Genomic DNA, 16,721 nt, shown 5'->3' with positions numbered 1-16,721 from the left:
GCTATTTGAATGAATCCGTTTTACCGGCTGTATTTCATGAGGGTTCAGCTTGTCTTGCTATTTTCAGGTGTTCTCTAGTAACCGTTTTGTTTGCGGACCAGTAAAAGTCTTTGAGCCGTTTTCTTTAGATAATGACCTCCTCTCCTTTGCTGGAAACGGTTTGCTCCGTAGTCGATGCCATTTTTGAAACCACCTGATCTGTTTCAACTGGGTGGATATCTTGAAGAATTTTTTTACCAGCAAGGGCAAAAACACCACCAACTAAGCTGCTACCCATCAAAAAGAGGCCGATCAAGAAATAACTGCCCAGGACTAAATAGCCAACGATCAAAATCGTCCAACTTATGATCGAATAATGCAGATAGCCTAAACCTAACAACGCACTCCCCCGCAGGATCTCAAACACGGTCACAAAGTTGGTGGCTGCCATGACGGTATACACGTGCATGAATAAAAAGAGAAACGCAATCAAAAAGAGGACATTCGCTACTTGGATAAACCATGGAAATGGCGCAAATATGTTGGTGATCACGATCGCTGCAATGATCAGAAACAACCAACTGATCAGCACCGATTGTCGGAACCGTTCTTTACTATAGTAGAAAAAACTTTTGATCAAAGGTGGTCGTTCATGAAGACGAAGCCAGCGATCATAATATTTCATCATGGCATACGACGCAGGGCCAATGCCAAAGAGGACCCCTCCCAGGAGAGTCACACTGAGCCAAAGAAAGTGAAGTGCGATCAGCGTCAAAAATGCGAGTAATCCTTCGTTGATTTTCGTGATCTTTTCGATCGTCATGTGATCCCTTCTTTCTTAATAAATCCCGTCTTCGCCAATTTTTTTCGCCAAACGATTCGCAAAGATAACGAGGATCAAGCCAACAAGTCCTTTAAACAGCCCAACAGCTGTCGAGTAACTCAATTGACCATTTTGAATCCCGGCGGTATAGACAAAGGTATCAAAGATTTGGGCAACTTCACGGTTCATTGAGTTCATCAACAAGAACATATGCTCAAAGCCCATATCTAAGATCGAACCGATCTTTAAAATCAATAAGGTTACGATCGTTGGACGAATACAAGGCAATGTGATATGCCACATTTTTCGTAGCTTGCCAGCCCCATCCATATCCGCCGCTTCATAAAGCTGTTCATCAACATTGGTAATAGCGGCTAGATAGACGATCGTCCCCCAACCGGCACCTTTCCAAAGGTCTTGGAAAATATACATTGGACGCAACCACGTGCGACTTGTTAGAAACGGGATACGTTCGCCACCAAGACTTTCGATCATGTTATTGATCACACCACCTTCTGTCGTTAATAAAACATAGAAGATGGAAACAACGATGACCCACGACATAAAATGAGGCAAATAAATGATGGTTTGAATCCCTTTTTTCAAACGGCGATTGTTTACTTCATTTAGCATAAGTGCCAATAATATAGGAAAAGGGAAGGAAATCGTGATATTTAAGAAAAACATGATCAGTGTATTGCGCATCAACATCACGAAGGTATCTTCAGTAAAGAGCCGAATAAAATGAGTGAAGCCAACAAAGGGGCTTCCTAGGATCCCCAAGAATGGTTGGTAGTCTTGAAAAGCAATGACCAAACCGCCCATCGGTATGTAACGGAAAATAAGAAAATATAAAATCCCCGGCAATACCATAATATAGAGGGCACGATTTTTTCTGATTTGCGCCCATTTTTTCTTTTTCAGCCGCAGCCGCTGTTCTTCTTCATTAAGTGGTGAGAAGTAATTATCAACTTTTGTTTCCATACTTGTTCCTCCGAATTTTTTTGATTTGATAGTCCCATGGTAGCGTGAAAAAAAGATAACGTATATAATCATTTTCTCAGCTTTGAAAAGGCATACATTTTTTTAGGATTATTTCTCAATCGAATTGGAAAAGCCTTGATTTATCAACGTTTATCACTATTGTGAATTTTTTAACATGTAAAAGTGATTATATACGTTGTCCCCGCCTCATGATACGTTGGAAGTACCTATTTAAGTAAAAAAAGATGGAGGTTTTTTCTATGCAACAAACCCTGAAAAAAACGAACCGCCCGAAAAGTGAACGGGTCGTTCAAGGATTTATTATTGGCTTTCTGCTACTCTTCACCTTAATGTGTCTCTTACCTTTTCTAAACATTCTCGGAAGCTCCTTTGCTTCTTCTTCTGAGATCGCGACACGAACATTTATCATTATCCCACGTGAATTTAGCTTAAATGCTTACCGGTATATTCTCTCGACACCCACGATTTTTACGAGTATTGGCGTTTCCCTTTTCGTGACCATCGTCGGAACGGTTCTTTCAATGATCTTGACCTCTTTTATGGCCTATGCTCTTTCGAGAAAATATTTGCATGGACGCGGCATCTTCAACTTTATTGTCGTATTTACCATGTTGTTTAGCGGTGGGATGATCCCAAGTTTTATTTTGGTACAAAGCCTCGGCTTGATCGATTCTCTCTGGGCATTGATCTTACCGAGCGCCATCAGTGCATATAATATGATCATTATGAGAAACTTTTTCCAAGGGATTCCTGATAGTTTAGAGGAATCCGCAAAAATGGATGGTTGCTCCGATTGGGGAGTCTTTTTCCGTATCATCTTACCCCTTTCCTTACCATCGATTGCGACGATCTCTTTGTTCTACGCTGTTAGTTATTGGAATACTTATCAATCAGCAATCTTGTACATCAATGATTCAGCGAAATGGCCGATCCAAGTGCTCCTTCGACAAATCGTGATCGTCTCCAGCGGGATGAACGCCGATGCCGCTAGTGTCGATGTTGTCCCCCCAGCACAATCCGTAAAAATGGCCGTGATCGTCGTTGCGACTCTGCCAATGTTGATTGCCTATCCATTTGTTCAGAAATATTTCGTGAAAGGTGCAATGGTTGGCTCCGTCAAAGGGTAACCAACAGACAGCAAAGAAAAAAGCGCTTTTTGATCAACGATCAAAAAGCGCTTTTTTCTTTTAGTCTTTGGATCGTTTGCGATACTCTCCAGGGGTCATCTGTTCTTTCTTTTTGAAAAAGCGGATGAAGTTTTGAGAGTTGGTATATTGAAGGTTGGCTGCGATTTCCTTGATCGTCATATCCGTTTCCCGCAACCATTTTTTGGCGATTTGTAACCGATAGTTTTGTAAGTAATCGGCAAAATTGATGGATAATTCCTTTTTAAACACATTACTTAAGTAATTGGCATTATAATGCAGCTGTTCAGCAATGCTATCTAAGGAGAGATCTTGATCGTATTGTTGGTGTACGATCAAGACCATCTTTTCAGACAAGGAGCGAATTTCTCGATCTGTTTTGGCTTGTGTCGTTTCAACGATAGGTAAAACTAACTCATGATAGATGATTTGCTCAACTTTGAACAAACTAGTTTGGTTGAGCACGGATTGATAAACTTTACGACTATTCTGCAAGCTGGTATGATCCGCTCCTAAGAGTTGCCCTAGCTGAACGATACTGTTGATCAACTTAAACAAGGCACTTTCAATCGTCAACGGATTTTTGTTTTCATGAATGATTTCCCGTACGACTTCCGTGTAACTCGCTTTGATGGTCGCTAGTTCCCCACTACGCATCGCATCCAAAAAGGTGCTTTCTGCTTCTCTAGGGTATTGAACGATCGCATTATTGTCTAATTGTGCTGCAATGTCGTCAAAAAAGATAATGACTTCTTCCCCTAAATTCATTCGATAGTGCAAGGCTTCTTTGGCGTTATCAACCGCTAATTTGGTTTCTACGAGGCGGTCGTAGGATTGTGAGACCCCACAACTTATTTTGATTTTCAAGTAATCTTTTGCCGCTTGATGGATCTTTTGACAATAGGTTAATACTTGTTTTTGGTCAACTGATTCAGGAAGCTTTAAAATCGTTCCTTGGGTTTCTTGACTGGAGATGATTGGTTGAAAACGCAAATTTGCTGGAATGATCTCAGAAACGAGATTCTCGATGGCAAGCAAGAAAATATCAATAGTCGCTGTTTCTCGTCCACACAAATCATCGATTTGAATCAGTAATACGGCAAAGTGTTCTGTTTTGGATACTTCATACCCAAATTGTGACAGTTTTAAGTGAATATCTTCTTCTGAGATACAGCCGCGAAACAAGTTTAATAGAAACAAGGATTCTAATTCGGGCTTTTGATGCTCGACTTTGACGGAGAGATCGTGGTTTTGATGTAAGACCTGGTCGATATCGGAAATCAACTGATTGACTTCTAATTTCTGACCTTGTTTTTTGGGCTTTAAAAGCTCACCGATCCGATTGATGGGTGAGGTAGCCACGATCGCAATGCGATAGGATACTAATAAAAAGAGGATGATCAAAAGACTGCCAATCACGATCAAACCGCTTCTTAATTCACGGATTGCTTGTGAAACGCTAGCAGGCGCCAGGCGGATCACATGATACCACTGATTGTAATCCGATTGTGTGACCACATACTTATTGTTTTCTTTGTCAGTGAAGATGCCATCGCCGGGGGCAGCTGCAATCATTGTTTCTTGTAAGGCAGAATCGATCACTTCACCATTATCGAAAAGCAGTTGTCCGTCAGCATGAAAAATATTCAAAAAGGAATCGTCATGATCTGCCACCAACTGCGCAATGGTATGGTCTTGGATTTCAGCGATCCCCAAAGCAGTGGTTTCCTGTCGAAACACAGGCAGCGTCATCACCATTTTTAAATAGCCATCTTCTGGTAACCAATACAAGTAGCGTTGGTTGTCGATCAACGCTTGAAAAGCAGCAAGTTCAGTATCATCGATCTGTTTTAAGGAGCCTTCTTCGATTTTCCAATGCTGGTTCAAATTCACCAATTGGTAACTGGCGTTTTCGATCCCCATCACACCAATGTAAGCCAGTTGTGAATTGATCTCTCGTACTTGTCGATAATTAGTCACAGAAAACGGCTGTTCCATCGTATCGGAAAAGCTTTGTGTGCTACTGTATGTAGAAAAGGCATACTCCACCATCTGAATTTTTTGATCCAGATTTTCTTTGACTTGGTTGACCAAATTATGTTGACTTTGCAAAAATGTTTCTTGAATGTTTTGATACGTTCGATGATAAATGACCCCACTAAACCCAATTATTAAAGCGCTACCAATTAGAAAAATCAAAATAAATATTTTATAAAACAAGTTGGACGTTTGATGATAGCTTAAAAAGAATTTCATAGACTCCCTCCCATTACCTGACTATCTTCTTTTATACTAGCACATCCCAGAAAAAGTTCCTATGTTATTTTGAAAAATGTTTCACGTGTGCATCCTTGGTGTATTGACATTCTCGTGGGAACAAGCTATGCTTGAATCAAGCAAAAAGGAAGAAGGTTTTCTATGGTCACGATCAAAGATATCGCCAAAGTCGCTGGTGTTTCACATACAACTGTTTCTCGTGCGCTAAACGATAGCCCATTAATTAAGCCAGAAACAAAAAAGAAGATCGCAGCCATCGCTGAATCTTTACACTATGTGCCCAATGTCAATGCCAAAAGTCTGGTGAATCAAAAATCCTATATCATTGGTCTTTATTTTTCTCATCTATCCATTGGTACTTCCGATAGCTTTTTAGTCGAAGTGATCAAAGGAATCAGTGATACCCTACCATCCGAATATACTTTGGCGGTTCATGAATTATTACAATCCGATACATTTGATGAAGAGCCGAATCGCCTCGATGGAGCGATCGTGATGAGTCAAAGCGATCGTGATGACGGTTTTATCGCTGCTCTTTCAAAGAAAAACATTCCCATCGTCGTTTTGAATCGTCAATTGCAGGATGCAACTTTGATGAATGTCACTAGTAATGATGCCCAAGGGGTCTATCAAATGATCACCTATGTGCTTGAACAAGGCTTTCGAAAGATCGCCATGATCGAAGGGATCGCTTCCTTTGGTTCCGCTAGAGAGCGCCGCAAAGGATTTATGAAAGCGATTCAAGAAAAGCAGCTTGTCTGCCCGAAAGAATACTTCGTAGCTGGCGACTACTCGTTGGAAAGCGGTCAGCTGGGTGCCCAGCAACTACTCGCTTTACCTGAACCACCTGAAGTGATTTTTTGCGCCAATGATGATATGGCGATCGGTGCGATCAATGCCTGTCATCAAGCAGGACGAAAGATCCCAGAGGAGATAGGCATCATCGGTTTTGATGATAGTTCTTTTTCTCCCTATACGTATCCCCCATTAACAACGATCCGCAAACCAGTCTATGAAATGAGTCAATTGGCAGCAACCCTGCTGTTGCAGGCATTTGCCAATCAAGTAGTTGAGAAACAACATTTCTTTGATACCTCGTTAATCATTCGTCAATCGCTGTAAGCCTCTTGTTTTCAAGAGCGCTTACGCAAAAATGTTAACGTGTGCATATATATATTTTTTTTAAGGAGGATTCTATGAAAAAAATTACCGAACAACCCCATCAAACCTATCCAGCCCGAGTGATTCAATTCGGGGAAGGCAATTTTATGCGGGGCTTTTTTAACTGGCAGCTGCAGCAAATGAACAAGCAAGGTCTTTTTAACGGCAGTGCCGTTGTGGTACAGCCGATTGATCACGGCTTGAAAGAGCTGTTGGCACAACAAGAAAATCTCTACACCGTTATCTTAGAAGGGCTTGTCGATGGCGCTTTATCTCAAACATTTGAAGTCGTCTCCACCATTGATCAAGTGCTGAATCCTTATCAGCAATGGGAAGACTATCTTGCTTTAGCCGAAGACGAGCAACTTGAGATCATCGTTTCTAATACGACGGAAGCAGGTATTGCGTTTCACCCAGAGGATACCTTACACGATACCCCTCCCCAAAGTTTTCCCGCAAAACTGACCGCTCTTTTGTATCGTCGTTTTCAACTACGAAAAAAGGGATTTTTGATCATTCCTTGTGAATTGATCGATCGGAATGGGGAAAAACTAAAAGAGATCGTCTTACAATATGCCGCATTATGGTCTTTGGAATCAGACTTCGTCAACTGGTTAGAAAAAGAAAACACCTTCTGCTGCAGCTTAGTCGATCGGATCGTTCCAGGATATCCTCGCGACAAAGTGGCACAATACCAAGAGGTTCTTGGCTATGAGGATGCCGTAATGGTCACTGCGGAACCCTTTATGCTATGGGTGATCGAAGGAAACGGCGTAGCCGAAAAGCTCCCTTTGCAAGAAGCTGGGTTGAATGTGATCGTGACAGAAGATATGACTCCTTACCGTGAACAAAAAGTACATTTATTAAATGGTCCTCATACGGCGATGGTTCCACTCGGTCTTTTAGCGGGTTTAGAAACCGTTGAAGAAGTAATGAACGACCGTGAATTTGCAGCCTTTTTGGATGGTCTTTTTCAGGAAGAGTTGATTCCAATGCTTGATTTGCCTAAAGCACAGCTTGCAGCTTATGCGGACCAAATCAAAGAGCGCTTCAGAAATCCTTATGTGAAGCATCAGCTGCAATCGATCGCTTTAAACAGCGTCTCAAAATTCCGTGCGCGTCTTCAACCAGTCTTAAGTCGTTATGTCCAACAAAACCAGCAGGTACCAAAACGAATCACTGCCGCACTGGCTGGATTGCTGACTTTCTATCTCACACGATCCTTTCAAGATGATGAGCTAGTGACAACCATATTTCAGCAAGTGAAACAATTACCAGCAGAAGAACAGATCGCAGCTCTATTAAAAAATGAGCAACTTTGGCATGCAGACCTGAGCTTTATGACAGAGACAATCAATGAAATGTGCGCATGCCTAAAACAAGACGGACCCCGCCAGTTACTTGCGTCGATTGACACCCCTGAGCCAAGTTTGAAATAAAGGAGAATCTTTATGTCCAGCACATTAACAGAAACACCCGCGCAACTATTGAAATTGCACCCTAAAGACAATGTCGCAGTCGCATTAAAACCACTAGCTGCTAAAACGACCCTTGCATTTGAAGGCAAAACGATCACCCTTTTTGAGGATATTCCACAAGGACACAAAATCGCCCTCAAAGACCTCGCACAATCACAAGACGTGATCAAATATGGCTATCCCATTGGACATCTCTTAGCTGACGTGAAAACTGGCCAATGGTTGCATACCCACAATGTCAAAACCAACCTTTCTGGCACCTTAACATACACCTATGCTCCCGATTTGCATCCCGTCCGTTATCCAAAAAGGGCTGCGACGTTCCAAGGGTACCGTAGGGCAAACGGCAAAGTTGGAATTCGTAATGATTTACTGATCGTGCCAACAGTTGGTTGTATCAATGGCATCGCAGAGATCATTGTTGAAAACTTCAAGAAGAATCATCCGGATCTTGGCACTTTTGATCATATTACGATCCTTAAACATCCCTACGGCTGCTCTCAGTTAGGCCAAGATCATCAAAACACCCGTCAAATTTTAATTGATGCGGTGCATCATCCAAATGCCGGTGGCATCTTGGTCTTTGGCTTAGGTTGTGAGAACAACACCGTTCCCGAGTTTAAGAAAAACCTGGGTGACTACGATCCAAAGCGCGTCAAATTTATGGTGGCACAGGAAAGCGACGATGAAATTGCGGTCGGCGAAAGCTTATTAGAAGAATTACTGGAAGCAGCAAAAGAGGATCAACGAGAAGCCGTTCCCTTGAGTGAGCTAAAGATCGGGTTAAAATGTGGGGGTTCCGACGGGTTTTCTGGGATCACCGCCAACCCTTTGTTGGGGGCATTTTCTGACTTTTTAGTTTCTCAAGGTGGCAGTACAGTCTTGACGGAAGTACCCGAAATGTTTGGCGCTGAACAAGTCTTGATGGCGCGTGCACAAGATGAAGCCACCTTTGAAAAAATTCTCCATCTAATCAACGACTTTAAAGATTATTTCCTTGCATACGGTGAACCAGTCTATGAAAATCCTTCTCCTGGCAATAAGGCAGGCGGTATCACTACGCTAGAAGATAAGTCATTAGGCTGTACCCAAAAATCTGGGACTTCCGCTGTCGTCGATGTCTTAAAATATGGGGAAAAACTCCGTAAGCCAGGCTTGAGCCTGCTGGAAGGTCCAGGAAACGACCTTGTTGCCGCTTCTGCACTGGCTTCTGCCGATTGCCAACTCGTCTTATTTACCACTGGTCGCGGCACGCCATTTGGTGCCTATGTGCCGACCATGAAAGTTGCCACAAATCAAGAGATTTATCATAAGAAACCCCACTGGATGGATTTCAACGCTGGTCGCTTGTTGGAAGAGCCGATGGAGGTCGTGCTGGAAGATTTTATTCAAGCGATCATCGATACTGCCAGTGGAAAACCGACGCGTAATGAAGCCAACAACGTTCGTGAGATCGCCATCTTTAAAAATGGCGTGACACTATAATCAAAGAAAAGAGGTCCGACATGTTTTTAAATGAAAACTATTTATTGCCAAATGAAATTGCTCAAACACTATACCATGACTATGCCAAAGAGCTGCCGATTATTGATTACCACTGCCACCTAGACCCGAAAGAAATCTATGAGGATCGGCCGTTTAAAACTATCACCGAGGCATGGCTAAGTGGTGATCATTACAAATGGCGATTGATGCGCGCTTGTGGCGTACCCGAAGAAGCGATTACGGGCAATGCCAGTGATTATGAAAAATTTTTGGCATGGTGTCAAACAGTGCCAAAATTGGTGGGAAATCCCCTTTACAGTTGGACCCATTTAGAATTAAAGCGATTTTTTGAGATCGATCTTCCCGTTACTGAAGAAAATGCCGAAACTTTGTGGAGGCTATGCAACGAAAAATTGCAGCAAAAAGACTTTACCCGAAGAGCTTTGATTGCTCGCAGTAACGTCGAGATCGTTTGCACCACAGATGATCCAGTCGATGATCTTCACTATCATCACCAATTAAGCCAAACCGAGCAACGTTTTCGGGTCTTGCCGACCTTTCGACCTGACAAAGCGTTACAAATCGATAATCCGAATTTTCTTACCTATGTTACCAAACTCGAAAAGAGTGTCGAAAACGCGATCACTACCTACGATGCTTTCTTGAGAGCCTTGCGAGATCGTGTAACCTACTTTCACCAGCATCACTGCCGCTTGTCTGACCATGCGCTGGATACTTTAGTGTATGCTGCAGACGAACAGTTATCCCTAGAAGCAATTTTTGCCAAAGCATTAGCTGGAGAATCTTTGGAGGAAAACGAAGTCTCGTTCTTCAAAACCAATGTTCTAGTTGAACTGATGAAGCTGTATCACGAACATGGTTGGACGATGCAACTGCATGTCCATGCGTATCGTAACTGCAATCAACGAATGTTTGAGCGCTTAGGACCAGATACGGGCTACGATGGCATCAATGATCAACCACTGACTCAAAGCTTGCAGAAATTATTGAACGCCGCTGATGCGCAGGACCATTTGCCTCAAACGATTCTCTACTCCTTAAATCCCAATGACTATGATGCACTCGTCGCTTTGATGGGGTGCTTCCAGCAAGAAGGCAATAATAAATTGCAGTTAGGATCTGGCTGGTGGTATAACGACACCCGCGCAGGCATGCGTCACCAATTGACGAAATTCGCAGATGGCAGTGTGATCTTTAACTTTGTCGGCATGCTGACGGATTCAAGAAGCTTTTTGTCTTACACCCGTCATGAATATTTCCGACGCGTCTTTTGTGAATGGCTTGCTGAGATCGTTGTACGTGGTGAAGCACCTGCTGATCTTCGTCAGCTAAAACCATTAGTAGAAAATGTCTGTTATCAAAACGCCAACAACTACTTCAAATTTTAGGAGAAAGACAATGGAAAAAATCGTCATCGTCGGTGATTCCACCGCATCGATCAAAGAGCCTAGCGCTCGTCCAGAAACGGGCTGGGGTGAAAAGATCTCACGCTATCTCCCCCAGCATCAAATCGTCAACTTGGCAAAAAATGGGCGTTCCTCCAAAAGCTTCATTGAAGAAGGACGCTTGTTGCAGGCAAAAAAAGAACTATATGCTGGTGATTATCTCTTGATTCAATTTGGACACAACGATCAAAAAACAGATAGTCGTGGTACGACACCTGTAGAATATCAGCATAATTTAGCAACCTTCGTGCAAACGGCAAGACCAACAGCAACTTGATCCTTTGGCAGTCGGTCCTTACCCAGAAGCAATGCGTGCTTTGGCTACCTCCTTGGATGTGGTCTGTCTGGATCTTTTTGTCGCAACACAACGGTTTTTTTCAGCACTGGAACCACAACAGGCGAAAAACTATTTTCTTCATTTAGAAAAAAACCAGCACCCCAATTATCCAGCCGGCATTACGGATAACACGCATTTGAATGACCAAGGTGCTACAGCCGTCGCCAAATTAGTTGCCAAATGTTTGACAAATGCTCCATTACCGCTTGCACAACAAGTTTTGTTAGATTGAAACTCATTGTTCGTGTTAAATCTTCCCCTAACATAAATACGCTACCTGATTTGAAAAAGAGCTACTCAAGCAAAACGCTGCGAAGAACATTTTCCTTCACAGCGTTTTGCTTTTGATTCTTTTTAAAAGATTTGTTTGCCATTCCTTTGCTTCAACCCATTTATTTTTAAAGCCCTGCATTTCTTGGGTGTTGGACCATAAAAATGGGAACGATTGCAATCGTCCCCATCCTTACTACTGATTGTTTTATTCAGGTTGTTTCCCGATATACGCCAAGATACCGCCGTCTACATATAAGACATGGCCATTGACAAAGTTGGATGCCTCAGAAGCTAAGAAAACCGTTGGTCCTGCTAAATCTTCTGGCTCACCCCAACGGGCAGCAGGTGTTTTCGCTACGATAAATTGATCAAATGGGTGACGAGAACCGTCTGGTTGGATCTCTCGTAATGGTGCGGTTTGCGGTGTTGCAATATAACCAGGCCCGATCCCATTACATTGAATGTTAGCTGAACCAAATTCAGCACAAATGTTTTTCGTCAACATTTTCAAGCCGCCTTTAGCCGCTGCGTAACCAGCCACCGTTTCTCTTCCCAATTCACTCATCATTGAGCAAATGTTGATGATTTTTCCATGTCCTTTTTTGATCATTGACGGTAAGACTGCTTTTGAAACGATAAATGGAGCGTTCAAGTCCACGTCAACGACTTGGCGGAAGTCTTCAGCAGACATCTCCAACATCGGGATCCGTTTGATGATCCCAGCATTATTGACTAAGATATCGATCACGCCAACTTCTTCTTCGATCTGCTTGACCATTTCGTTGACTGCTTTTTCATCCGTTACATCACAGACATAGCCGTGGGCTTCGATCCCTGCTTCACGATAGTTTGCTAATCCTTTATCCACTGATTCTTGATCCAAGTTGTTAAAAACGATCGTTGCTCCTGCTGCTGCTAATGAACGAGCGATCGTAAAACCGATCCCATAGACAGCTCCAGTCACTAATGCGATCTTACCATCTAAACGAAATTGATCCATTGAAAAATCCATAATTGATAAACCCTCTTTCTTTTTATTTTAAGTCGTCCATTGCCACCATATCCATGTCGGTATAGGTGATATTTTCGCCACACATTGCCCAGATAAAGGAGTAATTACTGGTTCCAACACCCGAATGGATCGACCAGCTTGGAGAAATAACTGCTTGTTCTTCACTAACGACTAAATGCTTCGTTTCATCTGGTTTGCCCATCATATGGAACACTTTTGTGTCTTCGTTGGCAAAATCAAAATACACATATGCTTCCATCCGACGTTCATGGGTATGACTTGGCATCGTATTCCAAGCACTGCCTGGTTCTAAGATCGTGTACCCCATTTGTAATTGACAGCTTTCACAAACATTTGGGTGAATGTATTGATAAATTTTCCGTTCATTTAATGTCAAGCCCTCGCCTGTCTCCATTGGTGTGACTTGATCGATACTGATTTTTACATTTGGGTATTTCTTATGTGCTGGCACGCAAGATAGATAGAATTTCGCTGGATTTGCTGGATCATCTGAGTGGAACAAGACTTGTTTGGTTTCCTTGCCGATATAGTAGCCGTCTTGTTTTTTCATTGGTTCTTTTTGGCCATCGATCGTGATCGCACCAGGTCCTCCAATATTGATGACGCCTAATTCGCGACGTTCTAAGAAGTATTCCACCCCTAATTCGCTGCTTAATTGCACTTCTAACGCTTCTTCTGTCGGTGTCACTCCGCCAAAGATCATCCGATCATTGTGGGTATAGGTCAGCATGATTTGTCCTGGTGTGAAAATTTTCTCTACCAAAAATTCTCTGCGTAATTCCTCGGTACTATAGTGACGAATATCAAGTGGACTATGGGTATAGCGTGTTTCCATGTGTTGCATGTTTTATTCCTCCTATCGGATAATTTTTCCTGAACCTGTTGCAATAAATTCTTGTATCTCATTGGCGCTAAACTGATTACAGTCGCCATGGATCGTATGTTTCAAAGCAGATGCTGCAGTGGCAAAATCAATGATTTCTTGGTCTTGTTTCTTCGTGACAAGACCATGTAGGATACCAGCTGAAAAGGCATCGCCGCCTCCGACGCGATCAACGATGGGATTGATCTCATGGGTAGCAGAAACGACATAATTGCCGTTGTGCCATAGGCTTCCTGTCAATTGATTGTGACTTGCTGAGAGCACCTGACGACTAGTTGAATAAAAGAGCTGGATATTTGGATATTTCCGATGCATTTCTTGATAATAGTAGTCATCTTCGACTTCCTCTGTTGGAGCTGATACATCCATAAAGACTTGGGCATCTAACTGTCCTGCCGAGCAATAATCGACATAGGGGAGCACTTCTTGCAAAAAGACGCGTGCTTCAGCGGTCGTCCACAGTTTTCCACGATAATTGATATCGAAACTGATTTTACAACCAGCTGCTTTCGCTTCTTTGATCAACGTCAGTAAAAGTGTCTGCCAAGTCGTTGAAAGAGCGGGCGTGATCCCTGAAAGGTGAACAATGTCAACCCCATCAAAAAGGTCAGATTGCCACTCATTTTCTTTCATTTGAGCGAAGCTAGAGCCTGCGCGATCATAAACCACTCGCGCTGCTCGTTCCCCGATACCGGTTTCAATATAGTAAGTACCTAGTCGGGAACCGCCACGAAGCACGTGGCGACAATCGACGCCATAGCTTCGTAAATGATGAAAAACGGCATCTCCTAAAGCATTCTCAGGCACTTTACTAGCAAAAGAAACGCGATGACCAAAATTCGCTAAGGAGATCGCAACATTGGCTTCTCCACCGCCATAATGGGCAGCAAACATCGAACTATGGGCGATTCGGTCGCCTAACGTTGTCGATAGACGCAACATGATTTCTCCTAGTGTCAGAATGTTTGCCATCTTACTTTCCTCGAATCTCTTTTAATTTTGCCGCATATTGTTTCGCTACTTCTGTTACTTTGTCAAAATCCCCACTTGCTGCTGGCGCTAACAAATTCCCCCCTACACCAACGGCTACGACACCCGCCGCAAACCATTCTTGCATGTTGTCTAAGCTGACACCACCGGTCGGCATAATGTTTAATTGTGGCAATGGCGCTTTGAAGGCCGAGATGATACTTGGTCCATACGCACTACCTGGGAATAGTTTAATGATATCTGCGCCTGCTTTTAAGGCGTCCTTCATTTCTGAAATGGTCATGCAACCAGGCAGATACGGGATTTGATATAAATTACATAATTCAGCCGTTTCTTGATCAAAGGTTGGGCTTACCACATATTGTGCTCCTGCCATGATCGCTAAGCGAGCGGTCACTGCATCAAGAACGGTCCCAGCACCAACGACTACCTCTGGATTATCTTTGAAGGTTGCTACTAATTCAGCGATTACATCTGCCGCTTGAGGCACTGTAAAAGTCAACTCAATGCCAGTGATCCCCCCCGCAACGATCGCTTTACTTGCTTGTAGTGCTTCTTCTTTAGAAGCGCCACGCACAACAGCGATCACGCCGCTTTCCTTTAGTTTCATTAAATTCGCTACTTTTTTCATTGAGACCCTCCATTTATTTCCTATTTGGAAAATGGTATTTATTATAAAGAAACTTACACGTTTATTATACCGTTCTCGTTTTTATTTGCAAGGGCTTTCCACTAAAAAGTTTATAATGCTTGTTCAATTTGTTGTTTTGTCGCAATAATCGCATCGATCAATGTCGATTTGTATTCTGGGGTCAAACGGTATTTCGGTAGGCTGATAGAAAACGCCCCAACGATCTCCTGATCCTTTATCAGTGAGGCGCCGATGCAATAGATTTCTTGTTCCATTTCTTCATCATCAAACGCTACTTGGTTTTCTTTTGCCTGTTCCAATTCTTTCTTCAACTTCAACTGATTCGTAATGGTGTTTTCCGTATAAGCGGTTAAAGGCGTTGCTGCCAAATATTCTTCCACTTGAGGGGCATCAAACTCCGCTAAAACGGCTTTCCCCATGGCAGAGCTATACAACGGTCTTGTGATCCCTACTTTTGAAGACATGCGGATCGTTTGATTGTGGGGCTCCAATTTATTGACATAAAGAATCTCATTGGCAGTCAAGACCCCTAAGTGGATCGTTTCATCCGCCGTTTTCTGCAATGCTTCCAAGTAAGGCAAGCTGATTTCCACTAAATCAAGCTCTTGAATGTTTTGATTGGCATACTTGATCAGCTTAGACCCTAAGCGATAATTCTTCTCTTTGTCGCGTTTGACATAGCCGATCATTTGCAGCGTTTCTAATATTTTCAAAGCTGTGGATGGGGTTAGTTTCGTTGCTTCTGAAATTTCTTGCAATGGTTTACTTGGCGCTTCTGCGAGATAATCTAAAATGGTTGCTGCTTTTAGTAGTACGGTTCCATATGGTTTTTGCGTCATCATTTCTCCACCTTTATTTTCTATATAAGAAATTATAATATCTTTCTAGGAAATGCACAATCTTTTTTCCTATATATCAGCATGACGCGATTCCCATTTTACTTTCTGTCGTTATTCATTGTATGATGAAGACAAGACAAAGGAGTGCCGAACAATGGACTTAAATGTATTGATCAAAGGAAAAAAATTGACTGACAATGAGCTGCAAATCCTTGATTATTTGCTTGCAAATACCGCTGCGATCGATGGACTGCCCTTAAGAGAAATCGCTAAAGCGATCTACACTTCTCCCGCAACCATCGTGCGGCTTGCGCAAAAATTAGGTTTTTCTGGCTATCTAGAGCTACTTTACTTCTTAAAGAATCGCTTGAAAAATCAGACGATCACTGAAGCCGCCATCGATTACCAAATTGACGCTGCCAGTATTGCAGATACGATCGACGCGATCAAAGAAATCTATGAACGAAACAAGGACAAGTTTATTACGATTTATGCAACAGGTTTTTCTGGGATCGTGGCAGAATACCTCCACAAAAAAATGCTTGTCAACGGCATCAAAACCTTATTAGTCAGTGCTTCTGACTCAGGTGGGATCATTAGTAACAACATCGAGAACATCAGTATGCTGATCACCATCTCTAAATCTGGCGAAACACAAAAAGTACTGGAGAAGATGACATTAGCCAATGAACATCACATACCAACTGTTTTGTTTTGCGGGAACGGTGATCATCGCGCTAATCAACTAGCGACCTTTTCCTTTGAAGTGACCGATGAACGTCCCTACGACACCCAAAACATCCAGTACACTAGCTTCTTTGGTAAGCTGCTCTTATTGATGGAATATATCGTCGACGCTTTTACCCATGTTGAAAAAGAAAACCAGCAACCCTAG

Annotated in this window: 14 protein-coding genes and 1 pseudogene; 7 read left to right on the top strand and 8 right to left on the bottom strand. The window is 42.6% G+C overall.

All coding sequences use genetic code 11. The features are described from left to right. Positions 1-124: 124 nt before the first annotated feature. Together P0G38_RS07335 and P0G38_RS07330 are read right to left on the bottom strand one after the other, a co-directional pair. The gene (locus tag P0G38_RS07335) at positions 125-802 is read right to left on the bottom strand and encodes a YesL family protein (protein WP_270290231.1); all 678 of its coding nucleotides are present in this window, start codon (positions 800-802) and stop codon (positions 125-127) included. 15 nt (positions 803-817) lie between these two features. Next, positions 818-1,786 carry an ABC transporter permease gene (locus P0G38_RS07330; protein ID WP_005229934.1) on the bottom strand — a complete coding sequence of 323 codons (969 nt, stop codon included), beginning with the start codon at positions 1,784-1,786 and terminating at the stop codon, positions 818-820. 260 nt (positions 1,787-2,046) lie between these two features. Between P0G38_RS07330 and P0G38_RS07325 the strand changes: the two genes are divergently transcribed. Further along, complete coding sequence (locus P0G38_RS07325; protein WP_008381527.1) at positions 2,047-2,934, top strand: carbohydrate ABC transporter permease; 888 nt, start codon at positions 2,047-2,049, stop codon at positions 2,932-2,934. A 60-nt stretch (positions 2,935-2,994) separates the two neighbouring features. Here P0G38_RS07325 and P0G38_RS07320 read toward each other — a convergent pair whose 3' ends face one another. Further along, on the bottom strand, positions 2,995-5,208 hold the full coding sequence (locus tag P0G38_RS07320; protein ID WP_275854853.1) for an AraC family transcriptional regulator: 2,214 nt from the start codon (positions 5,206-5,208) through the stop codon (positions 2,995-2,997). Positions 5,209-5,370: 162 nt separating this feature from the next. Between P0G38_RS07320 and P0G38_RS07315 the strand changes: the two genes are divergently transcribed. From P0G38_RS07315 to P0G38_RS17200, 5 genes and pseudogenes are all read left to right on the top strand, one after another. After that, positions 5,371-6,351, top strand: a complete 981-nt coding sequence (locus tag P0G38_RS07315) for a LacI family DNA-binding transcriptional regulator (RefSeq protein ID WP_005229927.1) — start codon at positions 5,371-5,373, stop codon at positions 6,349-6,351. A gap of 74 nt (positions 6,352-6,425) precedes the next feature. Further along, on the top strand, positions 6,426-7,829 hold the full coding sequence (locus tag P0G38_RS07310) for a tagaturonate reductase (RefSeq protein WP_275854850.1): 1,404 nt from the start codon (positions 6,426-6,428) through the stop codon (positions 7,827-7,829). A gap of 12 nt (positions 7,830-7,841) precedes the next feature. Beyond that, positions 7,842-9,353, top strand: a complete 1,512-nt coding sequence (locus P0G38_RS07305) for a UxaA family hydrolase (protein WP_275854848.1) — start codon at positions 7,842-7,844, stop codon at positions 9,351-9,353. A gap of 20 nt (positions 9,354-9,373) precedes the next feature. Continuing rightward, a complete protein-coding gene (gene uxaC / locus P0G38_RS07300) occupies positions 9,374-10,762 on the top strand; it encodes a glucuronate isomerase (protein WP_151195043.1) in 1,389 nt (462 codons plus the stop codon). Between the two features lie 10 nt (positions 10,763-10,772). Further along, positions 10,773-11,388: pseudogene (locus P0G38_RS17200) on the top strand (GDSL-type esterase/lipase family protein). Positions 11,389-11,634: 246 nt separating this feature from the next. Here P0G38_RS17200 and P0G38_RS07285 read toward each other — a convergent pair. From P0G38_RS07285 to P0G38_RS07265, 5 genes are all read right to left on the bottom strand, one after another. Next, positions 11,635-12,441: a gluconate 5-dehydrogenase gene (locus P0G38_RS07285; protein ID WP_005229917.1), complete on the bottom strand. Its 807-nt coding sequence runs from the start codon at positions 12,439-12,441 to the stop codon at positions 11,635-11,637. 22 nt (positions 12,442-12,463) lie between these two features. Beyond that, positions 12,464-13,306: a 5-dehydro-4-deoxy-D-glucuronate isomerase gene (gene kduI / locus P0G38_RS07280; RefSeq protein ID WP_005229915.1), complete on the bottom strand. Its 843-nt coding sequence runs from the start codon at positions 13,304-13,306 to the stop codon at positions 12,464-12,466. A gap of 12 nt (positions 13,307-13,318) precedes the next feature. Next, positions 13,319-14,317: a sugar kinase gene (locus tag P0G38_RS07275; RefSeq protein ID WP_115232477.1), complete on the bottom strand. Its 999-nt coding sequence runs from the start codon at positions 14,315-14,317 to the stop codon at positions 13,319-13,321. Between the two features lies 1 nt (position 14,318). After that, positions 14,319-14,966, bottom strand: coding sequence for a bifunctional 4-hydroxy-2-oxoglutarate aldolase/2-dehydro-3-deoxy-phosphogluconate aldolase (locus P0G38_RS07270; RefSeq protein ID WP_005229908.1), 648 nt, complete (start codon positions 14,964-14,966; stop codon positions 14,319-14,321). Between the two features lie 110 nt (positions 14,967-15,076). Then, complete coding sequence (locus P0G38_RS07265) at positions 15,077-15,829, bottom strand: IclR family transcriptional regulator (RefSeq protein WP_026008086.1); 753 nt, start codon at positions 15,827-15,829, stop codon at positions 15,077-15,079. A 151-nt stretch (positions 15,830-15,980) separates the two neighbouring features. On the opposite strand from P0G38_RS07265, the gene P0G38_RS07260 reads away from it, so the two are divergent. Further along, positions 15,981-16,721 (top strand): MurR/RpiR family transcriptional regulator, encoded by a 741-nt coding sequence (locus P0G38_RS07260; protein WP_074932736.1) that lies wholly within the window; start codon positions 15,981-15,983, stop codon positions 16,719-16,721.

The organism is Enterococcus casseliflavus (assembly GCF_029215545.1).
Lineage (GTDB): Bacteria > Bacillota > Bacilli > Lactobacillales > Enterococcaceae > Enterococcus_D > Enterococcus_D casseliflavus.
The sequence above is the reverse complement of the archived record's forward strand: the minus strand, read 5'-3'. Positions and strand labels throughout refer to the sequence as shown.

Coding starts and splice junctions, on each gene's coding strand:
- P0G38_RS07335 (WP_270290231.1), bottom strand. CDS start 802: ATGACGATCGAAAAGATCACGAAAATCAACGAAGGATTACTCGCATTT.
- P0G38_RS07330 (WP_005229934.1), bottom strand. CDS start 1,786: ATGGAAACAAAAGTTGATAATTACTTCTCACCACTTAATGAAGAAGAA.
- P0G38_RS07325 (WP_008381527.1), top strand. CDS start 2,047: ATGCAACAAACCCTGAAAAAAACGAACCGCCCGAAAAGTGAACGGGTC.
- P0G38_RS07320 (WP_275854853.1), bottom strand. CDS start 5,208: ATGAAATTCTTTTTAAGCTATCATCAAACGTCCAACTTGTTTTATAAA.
- P0G38_RS07315 (WP_005229927.1), top strand. CDS start 5,371: ATGGTCACGATCAAAGATATCGCCAAAGTCGCTGGTGTTTCACATACA.
- P0G38_RS07310 (WP_275854850.1), top strand. CDS start 6,426: ATGAAAAAAATTACCGAACAACCCCATCAAACCTATCCAGCCCGAGTG.
- P0G38_RS07305 (WP_275854848.1), top strand. CDS start 7,842: ATGTCCAGCACATTAACAGAAACACCCGCGCAACTATTGAAATTGCAC.
- uxaC (WP_151195043.1), top strand. CDS start 9,374: ATGTTTTTAAATGAAAACTATTTATTGCCAAATGAAATTGCTCAAACA.
- P0G38_RS07285 (WP_005229917.1), bottom strand. CDS start 12,441: ATGGATTTTTCAATGGATCAATTTCGTTTAGATGGTAAGATCGCATTA.
- kduI (WP_005229915.1), bottom strand. CDS start 13,306: ATGCAACACATGGAAACACGCTATACCCATAGTCCACTTGATATTCGT.
- P0G38_RS07275 (WP_115232477.1), bottom strand. CDS start 14,317: ATGGCAAACATTCTGACACTAGGAGAAATCATGTTGCGTCTATCGACA.
- P0G38_RS07270 (WP_005229908.1), bottom strand. CDS start 14,966: ATGAAAAAAGTAGCGAATTTAATGAAACTAAAGGAAAGCGGCGTGATC.
- P0G38_RS07265 (WP_026008086.1), bottom strand. CDS start 15,829: ATGATGACGCAAAAACCATATGGAACCGTACTACTAAAAGCAGCAACC.
- P0G38_RS07260 (WP_074932736.1), top strand. CDS start 15,981: ATGGACTTAAATGTATTGATCAAAGGAAAAAAATTGACTGACAATGAG.